12 protein-coding genes are annotated in these 15,121 nt (G+C 61.0%); 6 read left to right on the top strand and 6 right to left on the bottom strand.

From position 1 onward, the window contains the following. Nucleotides 1-74: 74 nt before the first annotated feature. Nucleotides 75-944, bottom strand: coding sequence for a hypothetical protein (locus ACZ5WW_RS09070; RefSeq protein ID WP_377164963.1), 870 nt, complete (start codon nucleotides 942-944; stop codon nucleotides 75-77). Between the two features lie 98 nt (nucleotides 945-1,042). Between ACZ5WW_RS09070 and ACZ5WW_RS09075 the strand changes: the two genes are divergently transcribed. The 5 genes from ACZ5WW_RS09075 (at nucleotide 1,043) to ACZ5WW_RS09095 (ending at nucleotide 7,907) form a co-directional block, all read left to right on the top strand. Then, nucleotides 1,043-3,880: a PQQ-dependent sugar dehydrogenase gene (locus ACZ5WW_RS09075; protein ID WP_377164961.1), complete on the top strand. Its 2,838-nt coding sequence runs from the start codon at nucleotides 1,043-1,045 to the stop codon at nucleotides 3,878-3,880. Nucleotides 3,881-3,959: 79 nt separating this feature from the next. After that, nucleotides 3,960-4,157 (top strand): CPXCG motif-containing cysteine-rich protein, encoded by a 198-nt coding sequence (locus ACZ5WW_RS09080; RefSeq protein ID WP_377164959.1) that lies wholly within the window; start codon nucleotides 3,960-3,962, stop codon nucleotides 4,155-4,157. Nucleotides 4,158-4,735: 578 nt separating this feature from the next. After that, complete coding sequence (gene tsaD, locus ACZ5WW_RS09085) at nucleotides 4,736-5,746, top strand: tRNA (adenosine(37)-N6)-threonylcarbamoyltransferase complex transferase subunit TsaD (RefSeq protein ID WP_377164957.1); 1,011 nt, start codon at nucleotides 4,736-4,738, stop codon at nucleotides 5,744-5,746. Between the two features lie 16 nt (nucleotides 5,747-5,762). Next, nucleotides 5,763-6,986, top strand: a complete 1,224-nt coding sequence (locus ACZ5WW_RS09090; RefSeq protein ID WP_377164955.1) for a PQQ-binding-like beta-propeller repeat protein — start codon at nucleotides 5,763-5,765, stop codon at nucleotides 6,984-6,986. A 39-nt stretch (nucleotides 6,987-7,025) separates the two neighbouring features. After that, the gene (locus tag ACZ5WW_RS09095; RefSeq protein WP_377164953.1) at nucleotides 7,026-7,907 is read left to right on the top strand and encodes a CvfB family protein; all 882 of its coding nucleotides are present in this window, start codon (nucleotides 7,026-7,028) and stop codon (nucleotides 7,905-7,907) included. Here the strand turns inward: ACZ5WW_RS09095 and ACZ5WW_RS09100 are convergent, their stop codons facing one another. The 3 genes from ACZ5WW_RS09100 to ACZ5WW_RS09110 are packed head-to-tail and all read right to left on the bottom strand — an operon-like array spanning nucleotide 7,908 to nucleotide 10,569. Further along, nucleotides 7,908-8,321 (bottom strand): hypothetical protein, encoded by a 414-nt coding sequence (locus tag ACZ5WW_RS09100; protein ID WP_377164951.1) that lies wholly within the window; start codon nucleotides 8,319-8,321, stop codon nucleotides 7,908-7,910. Between the two features lie 13 nt (nucleotides 8,322-8,334). Beyond that, complete coding sequence (rpiB, locus tag ACZ5WW_RS09105) at nucleotides 8,335-10,038, bottom strand: ribose 5-phosphate isomerase B (RefSeq protein WP_377164949.1); 1,704 nt, start codon at nucleotides 10,036-10,038, stop codon at nucleotides 8,335-8,337. Between the two features lie 54 nt (nucleotides 10,039-10,092). Next, entirely contained in the window at nucleotides 10,093-10,569 is a 477-nt protein-coding gene (locus ACZ5WW_RS09110; RefSeq protein WP_377164947.1) for a low molecular weight protein arginine phosphatase, read from the bottom strand. A 191-nt stretch (nucleotides 10,570-10,760) separates the two neighbouring features. Here ACZ5WW_RS09110 and ACZ5WW_RS09115 point away from each other — a divergent pair, with 191 nt between their 5' ends. Further along, nucleotides 10,761-13,370, top strand: coding sequence for a protein kinase domain-containing protein (locus tag ACZ5WW_RS09115; RefSeq protein WP_377164945.1), 2,610 nt, complete (start codon nucleotides 10,761-10,763; stop codon nucleotides 13,368-13,370). 25 nt (nucleotides 13,371-13,395) lie between these two features. On the opposite strand, the gene ACZ5WW_RS09120 is transcribed toward ACZ5WW_RS09115, so the two are convergent. After that, a complete protein-coding gene (locus tag ACZ5WW_RS09120) occupies nucleotides 13,396-14,319 on the bottom strand; it encodes a hypothetical protein (RefSeq protein ID WP_464694237.1) in 924 nt (307 codons plus the stop codon). Continuing rightward, nucleotides 14,294-15,103: a ParA family protein gene (locus ACZ5WW_RS09125; RefSeq protein ID WP_377164941.1), complete on the bottom strand. Its 810-nt coding sequence runs from the start codon at nucleotides 15,101-15,103 to the stop codon at nucleotides 14,294-14,296. The genes ACZ5WW_RS09120 and ACZ5WW_RS09125 overlap by 26 nt, the downstream gene beginning before the upstream one ends. Nucleotides 15,104-15,121: the final 18 nt, after the last annotated feature.

A 15,121-nucleotide genomic window follows, 5' to 3' on the forward strand; every position in this document is an offset into this window, starting at 1 on the left:
GTGGTTGAGTTGAGGCGGGGAAGAAGGAGAAAGATTGGCGAATGTCGAATATGAATGACGTTTTTTTGCCGGGTTTACGGGGCCTGTTTGCGCTCCGGGGCCATTGAGCGGGTCAGGGTGTAGGGCATTTCCTGGATCAGCCGGACCGGTTTTCCCGCCTTGTCTTTGACGATGCCGACGAGCTTCAGCTGGCCGGAGATCCTGGTGTCCAGATCCAGCATGTCCGAGAGCCGGCGGACGAGGGTGGCGTCAAAGGTGACCTCGATCTCGCTCAGGTAGCCCATGGGCCGCTGCATGCTGAAACTGCCCGCAAGGTGAACCGTGGCCAGAGGGCCGCCAGGCTGCTCATTCATGGAGACGAGCGTGCACTCGATGTCCCTGGCCACCACGGCTCCGTAGGCCTTGCCGGCAGATTCGTTGATGCCGACTTTCCAGGCCTCTCCGGCTTTGCGTGTCTGATTGAGCAGGCAGGCTTCGGGAATTTCCAGCAGCAGCCGGGTGAAAGCCAGATCGGCCATGAATTTTTGCTCTTCGGCGCTGGCTTTGCCCTCGGTCAAGGTGGCCTTCCACGAGCCGCCGGTCTTGCGCATGCGCAGGGTTTTACCCACCAGAGGGGCGGCCTGCTCGCTGGGGGGCGGCGGCACACCGCTGTAGTTCACCAGTTCGCAGACCATCTCGCGCACCTGCACCTCCTCGGAGTCGCTGCCCAGCAGGCGGCGGACCAGGTTGACCTTCTGCATAAACCGGCAGGAAAAGCCACTGTCAGGATTCGACGGCTCCATGCGTGCTTTTCCTTCCTGCACGCGGACCTCGCGCTTTTCCCTCAGCAGAGTGCCGCTGCGGAGACCGGCTGTGGAGCTGAGTTCCACAGGAGATTCGCTGTCTGCGGCATTGAGCGACACGGCTGCGAGGCAGAGCAGCAGAAGGCGGAGCAAAAAGGACATGGCGGCGAGACTATCCAAACCACGCAGGGCCGCACAAGCTGCAAGTGCCCCGCATTTCCTGCTTGGCTAAAAGGGCCGCCACCCTGCATCATGCGGCCATGACCCGCGTGCTGCTGCTCTGCCTGGCCTTTTCCACCACGATTCATGCGCAATGGACAACCTCGCGCATTCAGGGCTCACCCGAGGCCGCAAAGCCCTGCATCCCCGAGCAGGCCTTTCCCGGCATCGTCCTCCATGAGGCGCTGGAGATGGTGCCCATGCCCGGCGCGCGACGTTTCATCGCCGTGGAAAAGGGAGGCAAAATATGGAGCTTCAAGGACGCACCGGATGCCCGGCAGCAGGATCTCCTCATCGACCTCAAACCCGGCCACCCGCAGCTGCAATACGCCTACGGCATCGCCTTCCACCCGAAGTGGCGGGAGAACGGCCACGTCTTCCTCTGCTATGCGTATGGAGACAAAGTGCCGGATGGCACCAAGCTCTCACGCTTCAAGCTCAGCCAGCAGGAGCCCCCGGTGCTCGATCCCACATCCGAGACCGTGCTGCTGACGTGGCGCAGCGGCGGGCACAACGGAGCGTCTTTGCAGTTCGGCCCCGATGGCATGCTCTACATCTCCACCGGCGACTCCGAGGTGCCCTCGCCACCCGATCCGCTGAACACCGGGCAGGACATCAGCGACCTGCTGTCCTCCATCCTGCGCATTGACGTGGACCGCACAGAAAACGGCCAAGCCTATGCCATCCCGCCGGACAATCCGTTTTTGAAAACGCCCAACGCCATGCCGGAGATATGGGCCTTCGGTTTTCGCAATCCCTGGAAGATCAGCTTTGACGGCAAGGGCCGCCTCTGGTGTGGCGATGTCGGCTGGGAGCTGTGGGAAATGATCCACCTGGTGCAGCGCGGCGGGAACCACGGCTGGAGCGCCTACGAGGCGAGCCAGCCGATCAAGCCCGAGACTCAGCGCCCTGAGCCCGTCATCCCGCCTGTGGCTGCACATCCGCACACGGAGGCCGCGAGCATCACCGGCGGCTATGTGTACCATGGCAACCGCTTTCCGGAGCTGAAGGATGCCTACATCTACGGCGACTACGAGACGGGCAAAATCTGGGCGCTCTGGCATGACGGCAAACAGGTGACGCGACGCGAGGAGATCGCCGATACGCCGCACAAGATTGTGACCTTTGGCCAGAGTGAAGACGGCGAGCTGTACTGGATGAACTGGGAGAAGGACACGCGCATCTACCGTCTGGCACCGAATCCCTCGGTCGCCAAGCCGAGCCAGTTCCCACACAAGCTCAGCGAGACAGGCTTGTTTAAGGACACCGCCTCTCAAACACCCGCAGCAGGTGTGCTGCCCTTTGAGATCGCCGAACCCATGTGGCAGGACGGCGCCACCGCCACGCGCTTCATTGCGCTTCCACAAAGCAGCCGTATCAAGACGACCCGTGGCGGCCCCCCCGCCAAACCGAACTACAAAGTCGAATGGCCCGCCGACTCCGTGCTCGCCCGCACCATCACCTGGCCGGCCACGCAGCAGCGCATCGAGACGCAGGTTTTACATTTCGACGGCGAGACCTGGAACGGCTACTCCTACCGCTGGAATGAGAAAGGCACGGATGCCGAACTGGTGAAAGCAGATGGCGAGGAATTCACCGTGCAAAAGCAGCCCTGGCGTATCCACAGCCGTGGCGAGTGCGCACGCTGCCACACCAATTGGAGCGGCTTCACCCTGGGTTTTCAGCCCGACCAGCTCGTCCGCATCGCCGGCAAAGAGCCAGCCGATGTATCTGAGCTCTTTGACGGCCCCTTCACTGAATGGCAGCCTGCTCACCTCGTCTCCAGCCATGATCCGAAGCCCCCTCTGGAAACCCGCGCGCGCTCCTGGCTGCATGCCAACTGCGCGCACTGCCACCGCCGCCATGGTGGGGGCAGCGTGCCGCTGATGCTGAACTTTGACCTGCCCACGGCCGAAACGATGACGGTCTATGAAAAGCCGACCCGAGGAGACTTTGGCATCAGCGATCCCGCCGTGATCTACCCATGGGCCCCTCACCGCAGCATCCTTTTTCAGCGTGTGGCGCGGACTGGCAGCGGCCACATGCCGATGATCGGCGCACGTGATCCCGACCCCGCTGGCCTGAAGCTGCTGTGGGAATGGATCTCGGGCATTTCCCCCAAGAAAGGCCCCGCAGAAAGCTATGTCAGCAAAGAGGACATGCTGCAGAAAGGAGACTCAGAGCATGAGGCCGAGCTGCTCTCTGGCAGACATCCGGAAAACGAACATCGAATCCATGCGGATCCCCTGCACTGGTTCCGAAGTTCTCCGACTCATTTGATGATGGCGGTGTCCAATGAACAAATCCCGCAGCCGCGGCGGGCAGCCGCCATCAAAGCAGCGATGGCAAGCGGTGACCCGAACATCACCTCCCTGTTTGAGCGCTTTCTGCCACCGGATCAGCGGGTCAAAACTTTGGGCATGAACTTCGACGTGAAGAAACTTCTCGCCGTCCAAGGGAACGCAAAACGGGGCGGCGAGCTCCTGAGCATGACCGGCAAAATGGCCGCGTGCTTCGCATGTCACATCATCAACGGCAGCGGCCATGATTTCGGCCCCGACCTGAGCAAGGTCGGGGCACGGCTCACGCGCGAGCAAATCCTCGAAAGCCTGAAGCAGCCATCGAAGGTCATCGCCAAAGGCTACGAGACTTGGGTCGTCACCTTGAAGGACGGGCGTGTGCAGACAGGTTTCATCACCCGCTCCAACGGTGGCTCCACCACCATGAAACTTCCCGGCGGCCAGCCGCAGGCCATTGCCCAGGATCAAATCCAAAGCCAGCAGTCACAGCCCTCCTCGCTGATGCCGGAAGGGCTGCTGCAAAGCATGACGGAACAGGAGGCGGCGGATGTGGTTTCGTATCTATCAGGACTGAAATAAAGAGGCCGCCCGCGCCCCGCATTCCTCCGATGACAAAGCTGCGTACACAGGCACCGTCTGGCGCGTTACCCTGCATGTGATGCATACCACGCCTGTCACCTGCCCGAGCTGCTTCCAGGAATTTGAAGTTCCTGCGCCGTCCTATGATGAAGTGCCATGTGATGTGGACTACGACTGCGAGATATGCTGCCGTCCTCTGCGCATCTTGTTTTCAGAAGATGACGGCGAAGTCATGGGCATGGCTTACGGGCTGGGGGAGAGCGGACCTTACGGGTAATGTCCCCCATCATGAAGACTGACATTCTGGTAGTCCCAAGTTTCCGTGTTACTACTCTTTTATGCGAGTTTTCGCAGAGAATGCATTTGGATATTTGCAAAAACAGAAGTTGTCGTTAGTTTCGAAAAATCCCGCTGCCAGGAGTCTGGTGGATGGGATGCTTAACAAACTGGTTAACACCCACACACATGAAAATCGCTATCCTCACCCTCATCGCGGCTTCCGCCGTCCTGTCCGCCTGCCAGCAGCCTGCTCCTCCTCCTCCGCCGCCACCAGTGCACAGCGGCAAGTAAGCATTCCGCCGCTTAGAGCGGCTGATTGTCCGACTTGCGTCTGATCATTTCATGATCCGTCTTGCCACTGTTCTGTCGCTGCGTCCGTGATGCTTCATGCATCCTGTCCCAGCTAAGAAGGCATGTGCGAAGTGCAACGCCAAAGCGAAGGCCGACTGCAAAGACGGTCACAAGCACTCATCCAAGCCGCCGTCCCCCACCCAACCGGAGGACGGCGGTTTTTTGTTCCCCTGGCACCGAATTCCTGATGCCTTCCCCCGTTTTTCACTTCATGGATGCAGCACCATGCCAGACTGCCTGCTCGCCCTAGAATCCTCCTGCGATGAGACCGCTGCAGCCATCTGCACGCTGAGGGGCGAACTGATCGCGAGCCGCATCTCCTCGCAGATTGAAATCCACCGCCAGTATGGCGGGGTCGTGCCAGAGGTGGCTTCTCGCAATCACATTCTGCATGCCCGCCCGCTGGTGCAGCAGGTGCTGGCAGATGCCGGAAAAACACTCGGTGACATGGCCGCTTTTGCAGCCACCAGCGGCCCGGGACTGGTCAGCTCACTGCTCATCGGCACCTCGATGGCCAAGGCGCTGGCCATTGCGGAAGACAAGCCCTTCATTGCCGTAAACCATATGGAGGGCCATCTGCTCTCTCCTTTCATGGGCGAAAACGGTCCTGTGCGCCCCTGCGTGGCGCTCATCGTCAGCGGAGGCCACACCATGCTGGTGCGCGTGCACGGTGTTGGTCGCTACGAACTGCTGGGCCGCACCCGGGATGATGCCGCCGGCGAGGCCTTTGACAAAGTGGCCAAAATGATCGGCCTCCCCTACCCCGGCGGCCCGGAGATCGACAAGCTGGCCGCCCGCGGCAATCCAGAGGCCTTTGCCTTTCCAAGAAGCTTCCTGGACGGTCGCAGCCTGGAGTTCAGCTTCAGCGGCCTGAAGACTGCGGTGCTTTATGAGCTGCCGCGCCTGGATCTGAAAAACGAGCAGGTGCTGGCAGATCTCTGCGCCAGCGTGCAGGCGGCGATCATTGAGGTGCTGGTCGAAAAGCTGCTGCTGGCGGCAAAGCAATGCGGCGAGAAAACCCTGGCGGTCAGCGGCGGCGTCAGCTGCAACCGGGGACTGCGAGCCGCACTTGCAGCGCGCAGCGCCAAAGCAGGCCTGCAACTGCTGCTGGCCAGGCCGGATCTTTGCACAGATAATGCCGGCATGATCGCATTTGCCGCGTCGCAGCGTTTCAGCACTGGTCACACCTCTCCCCTGGAGGCGGATGTGGACCCCAACCTCTCCCTCGTCAGCTAATCCCCCCCTCTTTGCCATGCGCCCGCTCCTGCTCATTTTCTGCGCGTTAACCACCCTGCAGGCGGGCGACTGGCCGCAGTTCCTGGGTCCGCAGCGAAACTGCACCGCCACTGACGAGGCGCCGGTCACTGGCAGCACAGAGCCAGAGATCATCTGGAAGCGCATGCTGGGCAGCGGCCATGCCGGAGCCGTCGTCAGCAACAACCGCGTGATCGTGACTCATCGTGTAGGGGGCGAGGTGATCACCGAAGCTCTGGCAGCCGCAGATGGCAAACCGCTCTGGAAGCATGCCTGCCCCACCAGCTACCGCGACAGCTTTGGCTTCGACAACGGCCCACGGGCTGTGCCATGCATTTCCGCAGGCAAAGTCATCACTCACGGCCCTGAGGGCATGGTGCAGGCGCTCGATTTCGAAACCGGCCGGGAGCTCTGGAGCTATGACACCGTCGCCGAGCTCGAATCGCCGCAGGGCTACTTTGGCCGTGCCTGCTCCCCGCTTGTGACGAACGGCAAGGTGCTCCTCAATGTGGGGGGCAGAAATTCCAAAGGCGGTGCAGGCATCATCGCGCTGGATCTGGCGACGGGCAAACTGCTCTGGCAGGCCGGCGAAGATGAGGCGAGCTATTCTTCCCCCGTGCTGCTCCCTGAAGATCCGGGGGTATGCGCCTTTTTCACCCGCAGCGGCATCCTCCTGCTGCAGAGCAACGACGGCAAGGTGCTGGCCAATGAACCTTTCCGCGCCCGCATCGACGCCTCCGTCAACGCCTCCGCCCCGGTGCCCTGTGAGAATGGCAGGCTGTTTTTCAGCGCCGCCTATGACGTGGGGGCCGGCCTCTGGCAGTGGAACAAGTCTGAACACGTCCTGACCGGCGTGTGGAAAAAAGCCGACGCGCTGGACTGCCATTACACCACCCCCATTTACCACGCCGGGCATGTGTATGGTCTGCACGGGCGCCAGGAGACCGGCATGACATTGCGCTGCATCTCCGTGGCCGATGGCAAGGTGGCCTGGGAAGCGCCTGACCACCTGCAGGGCGGCACTCTAATCTTGGTAGGTGACCAAATCCTGCTGCACAGCGAAGCCGGTGAGCTGCTGATCTTCACCGCCGACCCCAAAAAATTCAACCTCCTGCAGCGCAGCCAGATCACACGGGCAGGGCACCGCAGCCATGATGCTTTCTCCAACGGCCTGCTGTTTGCCCGGGATGCGGAAAAGCTGGTTGTGCTGAAGGTGAAGTAGTCGCTGGATTGATCCGCAGCCGCGTCTAGTCTGGGCATCATGGCTCAGATTGGCAGACGCAACTCACTCATCGTACTACACAGCACGCCGCATGGCGTTTACCTGGACGGGGGCGAGCATGGCGAAATTTTGCTGCCGAACCGCTACATCCCCAAGGGCACCAGCCTTGGCGATTCGCTCGATGTGTTCATCTACCGCGATTCCGAAGACCGGCTCGTGGCCACCACGGAGCAGCCTTTTGCCATGGTGGGTGAATTCGCCACCCTGGAAGTCGTGAGTGTGAACCGCAACATCGGAGCGTTTTTAAAGTGGGGCCTGCTCAAGGATCTGCTGCTGCCTTTCCGTGAGCAGGCGGAGCAGGTTTACGTCGGTGACAAGGTCGTCGCCTACATCATGCTCGACGAAAAAACAGACCGCATCATCGCCACCACGCGGCTAAACCGCCATCTGAGCCGCGAGCGCCCGCCATTCAAACCAGCACAGCCAGTCCCCCTGCTGATCACCGCCCGCACACCGCTGGGCTACAACGCGATCGTGGCGGGCACTCACCTTGGTCTGCTCTATCACACCAACATCGGTGCCCCGCTGCAGGTCGGGCAGAAGATCAACGGCTTCGTCAGCGCCGTCCATCCGGGAGGCAAGATCGACCTCAGCCTGGATGCCTCAGGCTACCAGCGTGTGGCTTCACTGACGGACCGGATTCTCGAAGCTCTCAAGAACAACGGCGGCAAGCTCCCCTATGACGATGACAGCCCGCCGGAAGTCATTCGCAGCCACTTTGAGGCCAGCAAGAAAGCCTTCAAGCAGGCGCTTGGCGCGCTCTACAAGCAGCGCCGCATCCGCTTCACGAACCCGGGCATCGAAACCCTGGATGTTCGCGAAGCGAAAGAAGGTGACTGGAAGCCTTCAGGGAAACCTTGATCAATGCTGCGACTTCAAAAAGCGGCCATCGGATGTGACACATGAAGTTTCGATGCCACCGTCAAAAACAACGACATGAGGCTTCTTGAGTTTCATCAGCTCTCGAAGGAGCCCTTCGGCCATTGATTGAGTGACCGTAACGCTCGAAACCACGGTAAGTGTGGATACAGGATCCACCCAGCGGCTTGAAGAAAAATCTGCTTCTTCAAGCCCTCCCTCGCAGAAACTCCCCTGTGTCTCGAGATAATCCCTGACCGCATTGTAAAACACGTCAAACTCATCTTCGGAGATGGTGTGAGATGTTTCGGTGAATGCATGGATCTCTTCGTCCGAAACCAGCTCAGTTTTCATTCGGGTCACGTTCGCCCAAAAGAAAAAGGCAGCAAGCACCGCGGTGCTTGCTGCCCATGTCATCTTTTCCAGCCTATCAGGGCAGAGGGAAACGCTTGTTCGCCTCGCTGACTTCCTTGCGGATCTCGGCCAGGACGGCGTCGTTTTCACGATTGGAAAGAGCACGGTCGATCCAGGCGGCGATCTGCTTCATGTCAGCTTCCTTCATGCCACGGGTGGTCACGGCCGGGGTGCCGACGCGGATGCCGCCGCCGAGGGTGATCTTCTCGGTGTCGAAGGGGATGCCATTCTTGTTCACGGTGATGGCGGCCTTGTCGAGGGTCTCGCTGGCGATCTTGCCGTTGAGGCCTTTCGGGCGGAGGTCCACGAGCATGAGGTGATTGTCCGTGCCACCGCTGGTGATGCGGTAGCCCAGCTCGATGAGAGCAGCGGCCAGCGCCTGGGCGTTTTTGACGACCTGGGCGGTGTAGTCCTTGAACTCAGGCTTGAGGCACTCACCGAAGCAGACGGCCTTGGCGGCGATGACGTGCATGAGGGGGCCGCCCTGCACGCCTGGGAAGACCTGGCTCTGGATCTTTTTGAAGAGCTCCTCGTTGTTGGTGAGGATCATGCCGCCACGCGGACCACGAAGGCTCTTGTGTGTGGTGGTGGTGACGAAGTCGGCATACTCCATGGGGGAAGGATGCGCGCCACCGGCCACGAGACCGGCAATGTGGGCCATGTCCACAAAGAGATAGGCACCCACGCTCTTGGCGATCTCGCTCATCTTCTTGAAGTCAATGATGCGCGGGTAGGCGCTGGCACCGGCCGTGATCATCTTGGGCTTCTCACGCAGTGCCACTTCGGCGAGTTCATCGTAGTTGATGCGATCGTCCGTGGCGCTGACGCCGTACTGGCAGAACTGGTAGAAGCGGCCGGAGAAGTTGGCCGGATTGCCGTGGGTGAGGTGACCGCCGTGGGCCAGGTTCATGCCCAGCACCTTGTCTCCGGGCTGGAGCACGCTGAAATAGACAGCGGCATTGGCCTGGGAACCGGAGTGCGGCTGCACGTTGGCATACTTGGCACCAAAGAGCTGGCAGGCGCGGTCGATGGCCAGCTGCTCCACCTTGTCCACTTCCTCACAACCACCGTACCAGCGCTTGGCGGGGTAGCCTTCAGCATACTTGTTGGTGAGGCAGCTGCCCTGGGCGGCCATGACGGCCTTGCTCGTGAAGTTCTCACTCGCGATAAGTTCAATGTGGTCCTGCTGGCGATGCTGCTCGCCGCGGATGATTTCGGCCACGGCGGAGTCGCTGGCCTCCAGGATGTCGAGGGGGTGAGGTTGTGCGTTCATTTTATCCACCCGGCGGCCATGACGGCCACCGGCAAAGGGGGTTTTGAGCCAGGCGTCCACGATCTCCATGGCCGTGGCCTCAGGGGTGTTTTTACCGGAGAGGCAGAGCACGTTGGAGTTGTTGTGCTCACGGGTGATGGCGGCAGTCTGGGCATCGCCCACCAGAGAGGCCTGGATGCCGACGTGGCGGTTGGCGGCGATGCACATGCCGATGCCCGTGGTGCAGACGAGGATGCCTGCGTCAGCTGCTCCGGAAAGAACCTTTTCGGAAACGAGCTCAGCGTAGTCGGGATAGTCCACCGAATCGTGCGAATGCACCCCGAGATCCTCCACGCCATAACCGGCGGTTTTCAGGTGAGCAACGACGGCATTTTTCAGTTCCACACCGCCGTGGTCAGAGGCAATGGCGAGTTTATGAGGGAGGATGCCGTTGGAGGTGCTGGTCATTGTTTGCGTTGGGGGGTGAGGGGGGGACTCAAGATGATGGGCTGAAGGCTGCTGTCATCCATCATTTTTCTTCCAGGTCTGGTCGATGTAGGCGAGCAGGCTGGGCAGCATTTTTTCCAGGCTGCGCAGCGTCTCTTCATACGCTGAACGGCCCTGTCCAAAAGGATCGGAAACATCTCTGCCACGCAGGGCGTCCTCGGCGGCAAATTCGGAGACAAGGTAAACTTTGTCCGCCTCTTCAGGGAACTCATCCACAATCGCAGCCATGTGGTGAGAGGACATGGCAAAGACATGCGTGGCCTGCGCCAGCGTCTGCCGGTCCAGCATGCGGCTCTGAAAGCTGGAAAGATCAATCCCGCGCTCTTTCAGCAATGCCGCCGTGTGCTTGCTGGCTGGCATTCCTGGAGCCGCCGCCACTCCCGCACTGGCCACCTGGTAGTCGGCGCGCTCTCTGACCAGGTCACGAAAAAGCGCCTCCGCCATCGGGCTGCGGCAGGTGTTGCCGGTGCAGACAAAAAGAACGTTTTTCAAGATGCTGAGCAGGGGTTGATTCGCCCCAGCCATGAATGACAAGGGGGACGCAGTGTGCCGCCACAGCCACGTTTTGTCAAAGGCGGAGCAGAAAGTGCTCATAAGCATTTTCGTGGAATATCCCGCTTGCCAAAGGGGCGAGTCATGGGCTTTCCTTCCGTTCGTCCTATTTTTCAAGCGCTTAACCCCGGATGGCGGAACGATATAAAATATATGAAAAGCTCGGCATGGGCGGCGTTGGAGCCGTTTTCCGCGCTTATGACAGCCAGTTGAAGCGCTGGGTCGCCGTCAAACGGCTGCTGACCGCCAATGAGGCCGACGTTGACAAAAACGTCGCCTCCGAGCTCCGGCGCGAGGCAGACGCGCTGGCCTCGCTGCGCAACCCGAACATCGTGACCATCTTTGATGTGGCGAGCGACGATGAGGGCCTGTTCATGGTGATGGAACTGCTGCAGGGTGAAGACCTGGCGGATGTCGTCGCTCGCGGCCCGCTGCCTTACGACGATTTCAAAGAGCTGGCTTCGCAGACTCTCGAAGGCCTTCTGGCGGCCCATCAGCACCACATCCTTCACAGGGACATCAAGCCCGAAAACATCAAGGTGGAGCGCCTGCCCGGCGGCCGCATGCAGGCAAAAATCATCGACTTTGGCCTGGCACGTGCAGGCCTGCGCGCACGCAAGCAGACCGAGGACCAGGAAGGAACGGTGATGGGGTCCATCTATTACATGGCGCCCGAACAGCTCACCCGCGAACCCGTGGACGAGCGCACCGACCTCTATTCGCTCGGCTGCGTGTTCTACGAAGCGCTTTCCGGCAGAAAGGCCTTCGACGGCAGTTCCATGGCGGAGGTGATCGACAAGCACATCGATCACCTCCTGGTGCCGCTGCATGAGATCGCCCCGCATGTGCCGCAATGGCTGGGAGCCTGGTGTGCCCGACTCATGGCCCAGAAGCCTGATGACCGCCCGGCCAATGCACAGCAGGCCATCGAAGAATTCCGCGCCTGGGAAAAAATGCCCACGATGGTGCCCTACGGCCCCTGGATGGGCATGTACGCACCGCCGCCCGTTTACATGCCGCCAGGCATGCCCCCAGGCACAGGCACAGTGCCTCTCACCGGCTACTACGCCCCTCCTGAAGTTCAGGCGCAGCCCTACTATGCGGAGCCAGTGGCCGAAGCCATACCGGTGGAGATCGTACCCGAAGCCCAGCCGGTGGTTGAACTCGCCGCCATCACGACGCCGCTGGCCCCAGCACCACGTCGGCCGGTGACCGGGCGCTCCACGGTGCAGCATCGCCAGCCATCCGTACCTCTCTCATCATCTTCGGCCTCCTTTCTTCAGACAAACGCGAAGCTGGTCAAACAGATCGCGATCATCGGCGGCGGCGTGATTGTGCTGGGCATCGGCGGCTGCTTTTTGTTCGGCAAAAAATCCGCCCCGTCCTCATCCAACCAATCGGCGCTTTCGGCCATTGGCATTTCGAACAACCCGCCCAAGACAAGCTTTCAGCTCCCGCAAGACCGTGCATTCCCCCCTGTGGACCGGGGAATCGCCCTCTTCTATGTTGGCAACACCGGCAACCTGACCAACCGCAAAGGCGAAGATGGCAAACCCGCCCAGGCCAACCCAAACGAGCCGGTGGTGGAATGGCATGACATTTCCGAACGCGGTGGCGACAACATCCTGCGAAGCTATCAAAAAAGCGCAGATTATGCCCCCAAGCGCGCGAACTGGCCGGAAGTCGCCAAAGGGGGCAGCCCCAAGCCGGGCAAAGTCGTGCTCGATTTCCACTCTCGTAATGGCAAACCCTGCATCCTGGAACTGGATGACACCGGCAGCGAAACGCAAAGCATGCCCTTCGGCACCAAGGAGACCGGTGTACCCAACGAAAAAGGGCTGACGGCCGTCGTCGCATTCCAGGCCGATGCCACCAAGCTGCCCATGCGCGTGTTTACCCTCGGCAACGACGATGGGACCACAGTGTCACTGCTGGTGGATGCAGACAAAAACCTCGTCGCGGAAGTGAAAAACGCAGGCGGCAGCCCCACGCTGACCTCCAAAGATGTGAATGGCACCCTGGCCACCCTGGCCTTCATCACCTGGAACGCCGGGTCTGGCGTCGTGGAACTCCGCGCACGCGATGCAGACGGCAAGGCCTTCGCCTCCTCGGACGGCAAGTCCACCGCTCCTGCCAAGCCCCTGAACTGGCTGCTGATCGGCCGGGGCAAAGACAGCACTGGAGACAACGTCAGCCCGCAGGATCAGTTCAGCGGCTATCTGGCCGAGCTCTTTGTATATTCCGTGATCTTGAAACCCGACCAGGCGCAGCTCATCGACGGCCGCGTGCGTGATTACTATTTCCTCACCCCGCCGCCGCCGCTCAACACAAGAATCAGGACCAAACTGGCCTGGATCGAACCGCGCAGCGCCTGGAAGCTAAGCGCCAGCCTCAAGAAGGAAGACTGCTCCAAAGCAGTGGACAGCAACACCGGCTCCCGCTGGGCCACGGGGGCGGCCACCAAAGGCGGCGAATGGTTCACGGTCGAACTCCCCAACGAAGAAAATATCGCCGGCCTCGCCCTCGACAGCATGGCCAGCATTCAGGACTACCCTCGCAAATACAAAGTCGAGGTATCAACAGATGGCACAGCCTGGACTCCTGCCGCCCAGGGAGATGGGAGCGCTGTGACCGAGATCATTTTCAAAGCACCTCTGAAAGGCCGGTTTGTGCGCATCACTCAGCTCGCCCCGTCCGGCACCGTCTGGGGAATCAACGAACTGGCGCTTTTCAAAAAGTAGCTGCTCCTGACGGAAAAGCAGCCCTTCAGTTCATGGCCGTGCAGAGCGCGCCCCGAATGGCTCCGGCCTGCTCATGACTGAGCCCGGCGGGCGCGGCCACCGCGGCGTGCACTATGCCGATCGTTGTTTCACACGGTATGACGGTAAGCACATTCCCAGACGCCAGCGGCTGGTGGATCAGCGGAGGAGGAGCACACGCGGACGTTGCATTCGCCCGTAGCGCAGCCCCCCAGGCCATCATGGTGGAAAGCACCAGACCGGCTTTCGCCTCCCCACCCCAGAGGACTTCACCATCATCACTCATGACAAGCATCTGCCCGCCATCCTCCTGAAGCACTTGCCGCGCCCAGCCGGCAAATGCAGCCAGCCGCGTCGAACGCGGTCCTGGCGGAATTTCAAATCTGGGCCGCTGCAGTGCCATGCCAGCGCGCTCCGGCGACTCATCGGTCACGGCTTCTTCGGGTAAATCCCCCCTCGTGCTCGACTCCCATTTTTCCTGCAATCCCGGAGCCACCACGGTCTTTTTTCCGTTCAAGATGGGCTCTTGTGGTACTGCATCACCCACGCGCGTCAGGATGCCGGCATCTGCCGCGTGCTGACGAATCGCGCGCAATTTGTCACGGATCCGGCTCAGGGGCAGCGCAACAGCTGCAGTGGAGGGGGGGAGCACAGGCCCCTCCTCATGCACTTCGCTCCTCAATTCTGGGAGAGGCTCGGGCTCATCTGGCACAGCCTCAGGCAGCAAGGCGGCAGCCGCCGGTCTTGCAGGCCGCTCAGGTCTGTCCATGGCAAACCCCCAGGCCTCGGCAGCACTCGCCGGCAGTTTTTCGGGGGTCGTATCCAGCTCCAGGACAGCAGATGACTCCACGGGAGAGGTCTCCATGGGAGCTATCTGCGCCACCAGCGCCTTGATCCGGTCAGCATCAATCCATGAGACTTGCATGGCCATGCTCCCTTTCTCTTTCGTGGCTCAACCCGGCGCGCTGCTCAAGCTCAGCGGCGATCTGGTCAAAAATCAGAGCCTCCGGCGGCGGATTGCGCCGTGTCAAAGCCACAGGCACCCCGAGCGCGCTCGCTTCGAGAAAGGAGGCCAGCCGGGGAATGCTTTGCTGAAACATCAGGTTGGCAGGCAGCATGTCCCGCAACTCCCGCGCCACCTTCAGGCTCATTTCGTTTTCCCGCATCACCATGGTGAGCAAAATTCCCGCGACGCGTACACCGGCACCTTCCGCACGAAACCGGGCCAGCGTCTCCAGCAGATGCGGAACACTGCGAATCGCCAGAGGCTCAGCCTGCTGGGGCAGCACCACAAAGTCACAAGCCTTCACCACAGACTCCGTGGTGCTGCTCATTCCGGCGGCCGTGTCCATCAGCACAATGTCCACCCCGCGCAGTTCGGCGCTGCGCAGCAGGTCGGCCAGCCGCGTCGGCACCTCACTCTCCGCCCAGCCCTGCCTGGCACAGTTGTCATACTGACCGGCAGGCATGATTTCCAGCTCCGGCAGCCGGGTCGCCACCACCATTTTTCCCAGGTCTCCGCCACGGACGAGAAACTCATGGAAGCCCTCCCGTGCCTTGGTGCTTTTTGCCAGTGACAGCCCCACGCCGCCCTGCGGGTCAGTGTCTATCAGGAGCACACGCCAGCCTCGCCGCGCCAGTGAATAGGCGAGGTTGATGCACAACGTGGTTTTACCCACGCCGCCTTTCTGACTCGCTGTTGCAATCGCTATCACGCGTCGATGCTAAGATGG

The sequence above is a fragment of the Prosthecobacter fluviatilis genome, from assembly GCF_055388355.1.

Bases quoted from the DNA above. Each gene is read 5' to 3' on its own strand.
- ACZ5WW_RS09070 (WP_377164963.1), bottom strand. From the start codon at position 944: ATGTCCTTTTTGCTCCGCCTTCTGCTGCTCTGCCTCGCAGCCGTGTCG.
- ACZ5WW_RS09075 (WP_377164961.1), top strand. From the start codon at position 1,043: ATGACCCGCGTGCTGCTGCTCTGCCTGGCCTTTTCCACCACGATTCAT.
- ACZ5WW_RS09080 (WP_377164959.1), top strand. From the start codon at position 3,960: ATGCATACCACGCCTGTCACCTGCCCGAGCTGCTTCCAGGAATTTGAA.
- tsaD (WP_377164957.1), top strand. From the start codon at position 4,736: ATGCCAGACTGCCTGCTCGCCCTAGAATCCTCCTGCGATGAGACCGCT.
- ACZ5WW_RS09090 (WP_377164955.1), top strand. From the start codon at position 5,763: ATGCGCCCGCTCCTGCTCATTTTCTGCGCGTTAACCACCCTGCAGGCG.
- ACZ5WW_RS09095 (WP_377164953.1), top strand. From the start codon at position 7,026: ATGGCTCAGATTGGCAGACGCAACTCACTCATCGTACTACACAGCACG.
- ACZ5WW_RS09100 (WP_377164951.1), bottom strand. From the start codon at position 8,321: ATGACATGGGCAGCAAGCACCGCGGTGCTTGCTGCCTTTTTCTTTTGG.
- rpiB (WP_377164949.1), bottom strand. From the start codon at position 10,038: ATGACCAGCACCTCCAACGGCATCCTCCCTCATAAACTCGCCATTGCC.
- ACZ5WW_RS09115 (WP_377164945.1), top strand. From the start codon at position 10,761: ATGGCGGAACGATATAAAATATATGAAAAGCTCGGCATGGGCGGCGTT.
- ACZ5WW_RS09120 (WP_464694237.1), bottom strand. From the start codon at position 14,319: ATGGCCATGCAAGTCTCATGGATTGATGCTGACCGGATCAAGGCGCTG.